The organism is Bacillota bacterium (assembly GCA_013314855.1).
Classification (GTDB): Bacteria; Bacillota; Clostridia; order Acetivibrionales; family DUMC01; genus Ch48.
Genome location: JABUEW010000134.1, coordinates 1 through 10,661, shown reverse-complemented (window position 1 = coordinate 10,661; position 10,661 = coordinate 1). Strand labels below are relative to the sequence as shown.

Genomic DNA, 10,661 nt, shown 5'->3' with positions numbered 1-10,661 from the left:
CAAGCATTTATCCCGCAACTCCTTATCCGAAGACATAATATACAGAGCCGGTAAATATTCAAGGTCAACTTCGTTCCCGTATTTCTCATAAACCCTATTCAATTTTTTAAGCCAGAAAAGCAAAGTACCCTTATGCATTAAACACTCATCGGAAACCCTCCTTTAATAATTTCCTTCCTCATCAGATGGCATAGTAAAATCAAACTTTCACCGTCAGGCGGAGAAAGTTTGATATTCGGCCCGGAGATTAGTTACTTGAATCGAGCAGCTTTAAAGCCTGGCAGGCGCCGGCACGACTTCAGCTTGTCTGCAGTGGTGCCGCTAAATTCGAATTTTCTATTGAACACAGTGAAATTGTAAATCCGTATCATTAAAACCTCTTTCATTTCTACACTGGTAGAGGACTCTAAAGAAGCTATACTATACTCTCCTGAACAGAATAGTTAGGACAAAGATTTATCGTCTTTTTTCTTTCAATAAAAAAAGAGCCTTATCAACTCTTCGTTGGTATAAAAAAACAGGGTTTAGTTACCCTGTTTCTCCCAGTATCTTGTATCAAATTTTTCTTCTAGCCAATCTTTTATTTCCTGTGGCGCATCTATCAGTTTTGCCACTTCTTTTTCAGTCTGAACCGCAAGCCATTCTTCTTTTTCATCATTCAGCGTCATTTTAACTTCCTTCATTCGCCACCCATGATAACCTTCATGTGCTAAATCCAATGCTATATAATATACTTTATCCATTCCTTGAGCTTTCCTAATCTCATAAGCAACCTTAGTAAATGAAAAAACTCTATTCTGGTTTATACCGTTAAAATTTTCCTCACTATAGTACACCTTTTTAACATTTTCAACCACCATATCATAATACTCCGGTGCTTTATCCCGTAGTAAATCAAGCCCTTCTACTATATCTTCCCGGAACTGTTTAGGACCTTGTATCTTTAAGCCGTCTACTTTTATGGTTTTGTCATTATAGCCCGCCCCGGTTGCCATTGCAAAGAATACGATTAAAGCGAGTATGATTAGGATTATCTTTTTCATAACCACCACTCCTATTGTAATTATACCATAGGGTTTTGCAAAACCCTGAAACCCTCAAAATAACTGGATTTTTATATGGTTATTATGTAGGATTCACTCCACTAATGTCGAATTAATATATATAATCACAAACCAATATTCAACAGAAATGGAGGAATCCTACATGAATAAACAGCTTTCTTTTTGCGATTTCTATTCAGATTTCAACAAACTCGTTTCGAGACCACCACAGTTATTGCAACTGCTAGATGAATATATTTCTATCAGTGATTTAATACCCTTTTCATGGTCTTCTCATTATTACAAGCAAACAGGCCGTCCTCATAATAATTCTCTTTTTTCTATAGTTTCCTGTTTGCTCCTTCAAAAGCTTTTGTCAATTCCTACTGTTGAACTTTTAATCGTTTTCCTCAACTTTTCTTCAGAATTAAGAGATTTCTGTAAGCTTAAAAATGTACCTGACGCCTCCTTCTTCTCCAGATTCAAGCAGGACTATGCCGATGATATAGAAGAGTTCTTCCACAAGCTTGTTGATATAACCGAGCCTGTCTGCCAGGAATTAGGCCAGCTATTTGAAAAAGAGTTTGGCATAAATCCGGCTCATCTATATATCATGGACACGACTGGCATTGAATGTTATGTTAAGGAAAATAATCCTAAGTTCTTTAATTCACTTGTTAAAAAGCTCCAGTACGTCTACAAGGATAAATCAAAGGAAGACATATATAAAATTGCCTACAGTCAAATGCCCAAACATGCCGAAGCTGATGAAAATATTAAACTTCAATACATTAACGGACATTTCTGCTATGCTCATAAGGCTGTTGTTATGTCCAATGCTCTCGGTATTATCAGGCATCTTGATTTCTGTGACAACATTGAAGCTGCTTTTGATACTTCTGATTCTTCCCCTGAGGATTCCCCTGAAGCTATCAAAGTACGCTGGGACGGCAAGCTTTTAAAGCCAAGCATGGATAGTTTCTTTAAGCATCACCCGAGCTTTTCTATAAAGGCTCTTGCTGCTGACTCCGGCTTCGATGATCCTCATAACTACAAATATCTATTTAAAGAACACAATATTCTTCCCATTATCGACCTCAATCCCAGAAATTCCAACAACAGTCTCCCTAAACCCGGCATTAACGAAGACGGTATTCCTACCTGTCCCAATGACCCTTCCCTGCCTATGAAATGGGATGGTTGTTCAGGCGGTAAAAACCGCTCTTTCAGAATTAAGTTTATTTGCCCTAAAGCATGCCGCCATAATGGCAAGCTCGTAACTTCCTGTGAAAATCCATGTACCCAGTCTCTTTGCGGCAGAATCTTCTATACTTACCCTAAGGATAATTACCGTATCCATACTCCCATCCCACGTAACAGTAAACAATGGGAAAAGTATTCTAAATTCAGGTACATTATTGAACAGGTGATTTCCAGTCTAAAACTACCTTTCCAGCTTGGCTCATTAAAACAAAGAAACCTGAAATCTAATAAAGCCGATTTATTCCTTGCCGGAGCTGCTCAGCTAATTACTGTAATTTTAGCCTACCGCATGAACTCTTTTGATAAAATCCGGTGTTCAGCCAAAACACTTGCTGCATAATTCTTTCCTCAATAATTTTCCCATGGCTTGCTTTCTGTCAGGCCTTCTTCTCATGTCCATTTTTGCTTTCCAAGGTACATTTCTCTCTTCTCTCGATTCTTTTTTGTATATTGGCATTCTCACTGGCTGTATTTAATTCCAAATTACCTTTTTATACCATTTTCTGTCGTCCGTTTTGCAAGTCGCTAAGAGGTTTTAACATGAGTTTATACCCTGCCTTTCAGGACAAGAATGCAGAACGGGTATGTACCCAAAGATTTAAATTTACCAAGGGACGGACAGCTCTAGCCAGCCATCTTGCCTCGCACCCTACATGGGCCTTTATCCTGCGCATGAAGGATAACTGACCTGTTATCACCTTTGGACTCCAGCGGGCGGCAATGGCATCAAGGCATCCTGCAAGGTATCCTGAGAAATCGCCAAACCACTTCCGGATCCGGTATATGGTACTTTCCTCGCAGGAGACCGTATCTTCCGTACTGTCGAGAATTGCTTCGATGCTTTTGCTGGAATATCTTTTGTATGGGACAATATTATCAAGCAACTCATGATGTATTCGTCTGCAATTGCTGCACCGGAGTCGGCGAATTACGAGGATGAGCTTTTCTCCGCAGCTTTTTATTACTTTACGGCTTCTAGTACCGGCTACTTTTAGCTCCGGACTGCTACATACCGGACATATGCTTTTCTCTTTGCTCTTTACGTGGTATTTGTTCTTAACCTTTTTGTGAGGGACCAGTTCATATTCTTTTATATTGATCATACATCACGACTTCCCGCAGCATTTCTTGTACTTCTTTCCGCTGCCGCAAGGGCAAGGATCATTCCTTCCCGTCTTCTCTACCTTTATCGGGCCGGTAGCCATGCTTTTGATAAAAGTGCTTCTTTTCAGAGATGGAATCTCTTTTTTCAACTCTGCTGCCTTCTGGTCGTTGCCGACAGCTTGATAGATTTCCACAGCTCTTTCAGTGACATCCAGCCGATCCCGAAGATCCTTTTGATCCAATGCCTTTGCTATGATTGCCTCTGCTTTTTTAAGGTGTGCCTCCGTCTTGTTTTTCCCGAAGTGATAACAGTCTGACCAACCAATGTATCCCCAGCCCCAGTTAGGGTCAGACTCCAGCCACATACCATACAGACGGTCGCACTCTTCTTCATTGCCGAGTTCGAAATGGGAATCCGCTATCGCCCTGCGTGTATTCTCAACTATCAGGCCATCTTCTTTTCCGCATACCGCAAGCATTTCCTCGCAGTATTTTATTCTCTTGCGGAAGTATTCCTTGTTTTCAAGCCCAGCGTTATGTAGTTCCGCCTCAAGCTCCTGCACATAATTTGTTAAAAACTCTGACCACTGATATTTTTTCTGTAGTTCATCAATGTTATGGACACCGGTATCGGCCATGATTGACTTAATGTCTTCCCACGCTTCAAGCCAGATATCACAAGCTTTTTGGCTTTTGTCGTCTACAAGATAATCATAGCCGGTCATGATTTTTTCATCTGCAATTTTGTATCTTTCCATGATTCCCTCCTGAATGGTACTGTTATTAGTGTCATTCTAACATTTTTCCCACGTTTTTAATACCCGGCTACTATTTCCGTCAAAACCTGGACAGGCATCGGAGTCAGCTTTATGCAATTTTATTTTAGCTGAAACACTATTCTTCATATATCTTTCTTTCCAGTAATCAGCCAATTCTTTAAACTTATAATCATGAAATTTTATTTCGTTGTCCAATCCACTGACATATTCATTGACATTCGCACGGATAATCCGGAATACGATTACCTTACGCTCCAAAACTATAAAAAAGACACTGATTTTTTCAGTGCCTTTATTGTCTGGTAGTGTCGTTAACACTTTCCTACGCTTCTATTTTAATATAACCTGTACCTCTTTCCCAAGACAGCGGGCAACTTTAGCCAGAAAGTCAAGGGATGGATTGTACGTTCCGCTTTCCAGGCGGCTGATATTGGATTTTTGAGTTCCAACCCGGAGTGCCAATTCTTCCTGGGTAATGTTTTGGCTGGTTCTTGCTTCAATGATTTGGGAAATCACATCATAACGCGGTTTCAGCTTTTCGTACTCTGTTTTGAATTCTTCATCCTTCATTAAAAGCTCTTTCACTTCGGAAAATTTTACTCCTGCTTTACGCATCCTTACACCTTCTTTCATAATCTTCTTTATAACGTAATGCCCGTTCAAGCTCTCTTTGCGGCGTTTTTTCAGTTTTTTTGGTAAAACCATGAAGCAGCACAAAGGTATTTTCGTGGTAGGTGAAGTAAAATATTCTGCTGATGTCCGACGCAAATTTAACGCGAAGTTCAAAAATTCCCTTATATCGTGTACCCTTCATCGGCTTTACATAGGGTTCCCTTAATTGGGAACCATGCTTTTCAAGAAGCTCAATTTCACTAAAGGCTTTTGCCCGCATTTTTGCATCTAAGGTAAGCAAATAATCAAGGACGGGAATGCTGCCATTTTCCTTTTTATAGTATTCCACTTGCCACTCCATGATACATCTCCAATCTTAGTATATGCCGTGTCTTACTTTAATGTTATCATATATGATAACAAAAATCAAGAAGTTTAAATTTCTGTATGTTGAATTTTTGTAAGGGTAGTAAAACAAATTTTTAATTTTTCTCCTACTATCGCCGTATTTCAGCTAAACAATGCCGTAAGTAAACTATCTCGGATACAAAACCCGAGGCTTCAAAGGTAACTCCGACAATTTGTGTCCTCATAGCTCCTTTGTTAGCCTCATACGAGTTTACGTCTTGAGACAGCCTAACGGCTGGGCTAGATTCACAATAGCCCTCTGTAGCAGATCCCCTTTCTGATAGATGCTTCAAACAGTAAAAAACCCGCTGGATTATCACAGGTAGGTTGATCTGTGATAATCAAAGAAAAACTACGCTGCTGAAATTTCACTGGAGATTGGACAAGCTCAAATGACGTATAGATTTTTAATTAATACGTATTAATTATGCGTATTAATTAAAATATTCTATATTATTTTAACTATTACCTTCCTTATTTCAAACTCCGGAAACTTTTTCAGCATGAAAACCTCTCCCACTCCCAGCCTCTTTATCTCATCCGGGTGCACGATAAAACTCCTCTGCTCGCTGATGGTGCCCATACCTGTCATTCCCGCTTGGTCAATCTGCCTGGTGATCGACATGTCTTCTCTGGTACCTATCAGCGACGACAGCAGTTCGGCCGATGCCGGCACATCCTGCCTGTGAATTATCTTGATATTTGTATTCCCCAGCACCTGTTCCATCAACTCTTCTTCTCCACCCGTTCTTAGGTCTGCAAGCTCCTGAGTACTTAATATGACATGAAACCCTGCTCCCCTTGATTTGTTTATGTAATCGGTTACCTGAGACCCGGCAAATACCCCGAATTCATCAAAGATACTGAATACCTTCTTTCCCCTCCCGAACATCCTGGCTGCCGTCGTCTTCAGATCTATCACAATAAGCCTTCCCAACAGACGCGAGTATTCCGGGAACCTGAGACTGTCCAGACTGAAAAAGACAACTCCATCGTTGTCTATGGCGGATACCAGGTCAATTGTTATATCTTCGTCCTCATCCGTATCCTTTAGAAGATACCCGATCTCACTCTCCGCAAACACGGCAAGCCTGTTCACCAACCCGCTTATATCCCTCTTCGATTCTTCCACCATACCCGCAAACCGTTTAAGCTCGTACTCGTCAATCATCCCCTCCCTGGCCAGCTTCCTTGCTGTAAGTACGATATCCCCCGGATCCAGCATATCGGCAATATTGCTCAGGTCAATTCTCACCCCGGACATCTGAAGCATCCGTATGGATGACTGAAGGTACCTCTCCGCCATCAGCTTATAATGCGGTTCGGTCCACTCGGTTATTGATATAAGCTTATCTTTCAGTTCCGAAAAGTTCCCCCTCTTCAGCGGATTGTAATGCAGAGAGTCGCAATCGGCGGCCATGGAGAACCCGTAAAACCTCCTGCCGCACCTCTTCGCTATATTCCTTACCCGTTCCATAAACTCCATTTCTCCCTTACCGTCCACCACAATAAGGGGTATGCCCCTTAACGCCGCGCTCTCCACAAAATTCATGAGCGTCGTGGTTTTACCGGCTCCGGTAGCCCCCAAGACAAGGCAGTGACCGTTAAGTTCCCCGTCCGAAACGCTCACCGGCTTCCCGTCCGTGCTTATCCCCAGCGCCGTACCGTCCTGGGGGTGAACCAGCTTTTCCATCATCTCCGCGGCCTTTTTCACGGAGATTGTTTTTCCCGGTTTATCGTGCCTATCTTTCATCCATTCCGGCCGGGATGCCTTTATCATTTCAATTATTAGGCTCGTTACAACCCCTATGGGTACCCCTGCCTTAACGAACACAGCCCAGTTTACAGTCCCGCCGCTCCGATGCCCTGCCAGACGTTCAAAAAGCAGTACCTGCTGAGAGTAGTACTCGAATGCAAATTCCTTGAACCCAAAGGCTAGGAATACCGCAAAGGCCATTCCTATGACGGCGCTTATACCATACACCATTCGTTTTTTATCCTTAAAGCTTTCCGCAAGCGCATACATAAGCGCCGCAACCGGCAGCGCCGGCCAGAAAATTAAAAAAGCCCCTATCCCAAGAGCGGCAAGCATGATCCTGTCGGCATCGCACAATCGGTTATGCATCCTTCAACACCTCCTCCAGCTTTATCACCCTGACAAAATCAATACCTTGCGTTGCCTTGCGTACGGCATTCCCTACCGCTGCACCGTCAACAAAATACCAGACTTCGTCGTACTCTATATTCCGCTTGTATATCGCCAAATTCCTGTCCATGGACCTTACCGACTTCCGGGTCAGTTCAAGCTCGCATGCTATCTTTTTCCCCTCCACAAGCAGAACACCGTCCGGCACCTTTTTCCTGTAATCCCCTCCCCGTCTCAACTCCCTTTCCGATAACCACACGCCCCTTTTTTCAAGCTCAATGCTCAGGTCGACAACCCCAAGGTCATGCCTGAACGTAGCAATATTGATCTTCCTCGGCGGAGCCCACAACCCGGTACCCGACACCCTGGCCCCGGCCTCAGTGCACAGCCACACTCCGGGAGCATCCCTGAGCGGCCTTACGTGGATTAGATACCCCTCCACATCCAACTTCCTGAGCCTCTTATACGTATACCAAATGCCTATTCCAAACCTCGTGCCCACCTGTTTTGCAGTTGCAAACCTCATCCTGTTTATCCATCTTAGAATTTCAATATCCCTCTCGGTGATCTGCATACCTCAACCTCCTGTCTGAATAATACGCTAAAAAAACAACTCCCTGTTTTCACTTGGAGTTGTTTTCGCCTTACATTTCATCTATTATTTTTTTCAGAAACATGTCAAAACTTTCCTTACGCTCTGACACCAGCTTATATGCCAACATCCCATCACGTTCTGCAATACCTGCAACCACAGCTATCTGAATAAAACCGGTTTCTGTAACTTTCCAAATTATTCTGATAGATTTTTTATCAACATATATACTGCGAAAACCAGCTAGAGGCCTATTACCCTGATTCTCCAGCAATTTACCATACTGCGAAGGTGCCCTTGATATCTTCTGCAATGCTTTTATTACTTTGATTTGCCTTCCTTTATCCAGGCTTAAAAAGTCCTCCGCAGCTTCCGGGTAAAATTCCACATTATCCGGAATTAAATCATTCAGCTTCAATCTCGACATCCGGCGCCTCCATCAAGTCCTTTTCAGTAATATCGCTTTTTGATATTACTTCTCTTAATGATATAGTTGGCTTTTCTCCGGTACTATTAGATAACATACGGTACAGCAGCTCCACCTTTAATTTTAACTCCTCGGCTTTCTTGGCTTTGTCCCAAAGTTCCTCAAATTTATCAAAAGTCAAAAATGTAGCCTTGGGTTCAGAACCTGAAAACATAAGAACATACGGATATTCTTCCAGTTTTGGCTCTACTATCTTTTTCCACCTGCGTTGTATATCAGAAGCATTAACAATTTGTTCGCTGGTAAAGGTTGGTTTATTTTTAATTAGCAATGCCAGTCCTCCCATCAAATATCCTCCTTTCAATATTATATTACTTATAAGTATAAAAATACTTGCTTTCAGTTGCAACAATATTATCGCATTTATATGCGTATGTGTCAACATATAATAATACGTATTATTAACTGACTTAACATATAATCATTTCTTTTCAGCATTACCAAAAAACACAACAATCAAAGCATTACGCATATAACTAGCCCCTTCCTCAATATATAATCAATAATCTGTTCTTAGTCTCAAGGTTTCCAAAATATAATCATCATAAGCCAAATGCTCTAACGCCTCCGAATAATCCAGTGTATCAAACATTTCAGTCCCAATGTCATATAAAATTAAAAACTCCCGGCCTCTAAAACCGGAAGTCCATAATTCTTGAATATATACCCTATGTACCTTACTTTGTGCCTTTGATAACCCTTATCTCTACTTCCTGTTTATCTACTTTTTCAGCCAGTGCATCAAATTTGGCCTCCAACCTGTTAATAACTTCCGTATTCTGTATATACCCGTCAAATAGGGCGTCAATTTTTCCTTCAAGCTTGTTCTCCAAGTCAACTATGGCTTTTCTATTATCTTCGATTTTATTTTCTAAGTTAGTAAATCCTTGTTTCATCTCGCTGTACATAGTCTCAATCAGATTGAATATCTTCTCTTCCATATGCTCAACTCCCTCAAAATTATTTTACCACAGAATATCCCGCCTAAAAAGCCGTTTTTTTCCTTTTAACTCCCATTTCCGTCTATCCGTTTCCTACCGCCATACTTCAAATCACACTTAAACTCGTTACCCTCCTCTCATCAAAACCACCTCCTTCACAGAAAGATTAAAAAAACAAATTTTCCAAATCACCCAACCACAAACAAACCGGCGGCAGGCCGGTGTCAAGGATTTTCCTCCGGAAAAAGCAGAAAAAAATTTTGTGCTTACCCGGAAGTACAGCTTCACACAAAAATTTTTTTGCGGTCCTTGACGCTGGCCCCAAGCCGCCGGATATAATTTCATGGTGGGGATTTGGAATATAAATCGGCTGTAAGTATACTATAAAAATTTCATACGGTGTTCTACCCTATTCACAGGCTTAATATAGGAACACGGTATGATATAAGGACCCAGGTAACAAGGAAGCGGTCTTCTTCTCTGTTGCCGGAGGGCACATTCTATATGAGATTAAGAGTAACACCCGGACAGTTTGGCGGGGGGGCCACAAGCGGTTTCTGCGCAGTGGCAGCGGGCAAGGGGTGCGGACCCCGCCCATTCATGGGGGGGTTACGGCTTTTGCCAAACGGTTTTATTGGCAAAAGGGTTGCTCTTGCCCGGCTATTATCCCGGCCCTGGGAATAGAAGGAAAACCCGGGATCGAACCCTGCCGGCCACCGGCAAGCAGAGTAAAGATGACCAGATTTTATCGTCGTGATCTGGCGGCAAGATACAGGCCCCAAAAAAACCGGCGTATCCAGTCAAACCTGCACCTTAAAATCAAATAAGCAGTCTAAACATATATACTCATCATCCGCAGCAACAATCCTGTCGGTAAAATCTTTTAAAAGCACTACATTCTCACTATCACATTCAGGACATTTCAAAATATTATCTATGACTATCCACCCTCTTAAAATCAATAATATTTTCAAAAATTCCAGCTGCAGATCTAAATCCTAAAATAAAGAATTACAGATCGGCCAATTTGACGCTATACCGCCGAAAACAAATTGACTGCACGGCAACCTCAAAATTTTCCGGATCCAAAGTCCTGATCATAGCCATTGGGGTAACATCGCAACCCGAATTATACAAATGGAAAGCTAAGTTCACCAGTACCTTATAACCGCTAGAAAAATCAGCCGTCTTCTTCATTAAAGGAAAATCTATACCTTCATCGTCCACAAACCGCAAGCATTTATCCCGCAACTCCTTATCCGAAGACATAATATACAGAGCCGGTA

General features: G+C 41.9%; 15 protein-coding genes. 2 read left to right on the top strand and 13 right to left on the bottom strand.

Going from position 1 to position 10,661, the window contains the following annotated elements; translation table 11 throughout:
• Positions 1–524: 524 nt before the first annotated feature.
• Positions 525–1,043 carry a hypothetical protein gene (locus HPY74_17385; protein ID NSW92410.1) on the bottom strand — a complete coding sequence of 173 codons (519 nt, stop codon included), beginning with the start codon at positions 1,041–1,043 and terminating at the stop codon, positions 525–527.
• Between the two features lie 163 nt (positions 1,044–1,206).
• Between HPY74_17385 and HPY74_17380 the strand changes: the two genes are divergently transcribed.
• Positions 1,207–2,646, top strand: a complete 1,440-nt coding sequence (locus HPY74_17380; GenBank protein NSW92409.1) for a transposase — start codon at positions 1,207–1,209, stop codon at positions 2,644–2,646.
• Between the two features lie 220 nt (positions 2,647–2,866).
• On the opposite strand, the gene HPY74_17375 is transcribed toward HPY74_17380, so the two are convergent.
• From HPY74_17375 to HPY74_17330, 10 genes are all read right to left on the bottom strand, one after another.
• Positions 2,867–3,409, bottom strand: coding sequence for a hypothetical protein (locus HPY74_17375; GenBank protein NSW92408.1), 543 nt, complete (start codon positions 3,407–3,409; stop codon positions 2,867–2,869).
• 3 nt (positions 3,410–3,412) lie between these two features.
• Entirely contained in the window at positions 3,413–3,511 is a 99-nt protein-coding gene (locus HPY74_17370; protein NSW92407.1) for an SEC-C domain-containing protein, read from the bottom strand.
• Between the two features lie 693 nt (positions 3,512–4,204).
• Positions 4,205–4,507 (bottom strand): hypothetical protein, encoded by a 303-nt coding sequence (locus HPY74_17365; GenBank protein NSW92406.1) that lies wholly within the window; start codon positions 4,505–4,507, stop codon positions 4,205–4,207.
• A gap of 12 nt (positions 4,508–4,519) precedes the next feature.
• On the bottom strand, positions 4,520–4,804 hold the full coding sequence (locus HPY74_17360) for a helix-turn-helix transcriptional regulator (GenBank protein NSW92405.1): 285 nt from the start codon (positions 4,802–4,804) through the stop codon (positions 4,520–4,522).
• Entirely contained in the window at positions 4,797–5,162 is a 366-nt protein-coding gene (locus tag HPY74_17355; protein NSW92404.1) for a type II toxin-antitoxin system RelE/ParE family toxin, read from the bottom strand. Before HPY74_17355 ends, HPY74_17360 begins: the two co-directional genes overlap by 8 nt.
• 495 nt (positions 5,163–5,657) lie before the next feature.
• Positions 5,658–7,334, bottom strand: a complete 1,677-nt coding sequence (locus tag HPY74_17350; GenBank protein ID NSW92403.1) for a DUF853 family protein — start codon at positions 7,332–7,334, stop codon at positions 5,658–5,660.
• The gene (locus HPY74_17345; protein NSW92402.1) at positions 7,327–7,929 is read right to left on the bottom strand and encodes a replication-relaxation family protein; all 603 of its coding nucleotides are present in this window, start codon (positions 7,927–7,929) and stop codon (positions 7,327–7,329) included. Before HPY74_17345 ends, HPY74_17350 begins: the two co-directional genes overlap by 8 nt.
• Positions 7,930–7,999: 70 nt before the next feature.
• A complete protein-coding gene (locus HPY74_17340; GenBank protein ID NSW92401.1) occupies positions 8,000–8,374 on the bottom strand; it encodes a hypothetical protein in 375 nt (124 codons plus the stop codon).
• Positions 8,352–8,720, bottom strand: coding sequence for a hypothetical protein (locus tag HPY74_17335; GenBank protein ID NSW92400.1), 369 nt, complete (start codon positions 8,718–8,720; stop codon positions 8,352–8,354). The genes HPY74_17340 and HPY74_17335 overlap by 23 nt, the downstream gene beginning before the upstream one ends.
• 391 nt (positions 8,721–9,111) lie before the next feature.
• Positions 9,112–9,375 (bottom strand): hypothetical protein, encoded by a 264-nt coding sequence (locus HPY74_17330; protein ID NSW92399.1) that lies wholly within the window; start codon positions 9,373–9,375, stop codon positions 9,112–9,114.
• Positions 9,376–9,879: 504 nt separating this feature from the next.
• Between HPY74_17330 and HPY74_17325 the strand changes: the two genes are divergently transcribed.
• Positions 9,880–10,059, top strand: a complete 180-nt coding sequence (locus tag HPY74_17325; protein NSW92398.1) for a hypothetical protein — start codon at positions 9,880–9,882, stop codon at positions 10,057–10,059.
• A gap of 116 nt (positions 10,060–10,175) precedes the next feature.
• On the opposite strand, the gene HPY74_17320 is transcribed toward HPY74_17325, so the two are convergent.
• A complete protein-coding gene (locus HPY74_17320; GenBank protein NSW92397.1) occupies positions 10,176–10,349 on the bottom strand; it encodes a hypothetical protein in 174 nt (57 codons plus the stop codon).
• Positions 10,350–10,386: 37 nt separating this feature from the next.
• A partial coding sequence (locus HPY74_17315) for a hypothetical protein (protein NSW92396.1) occupies positions 10,387–10,661 on the bottom strand: 275 nt, incomplete at its 5' end.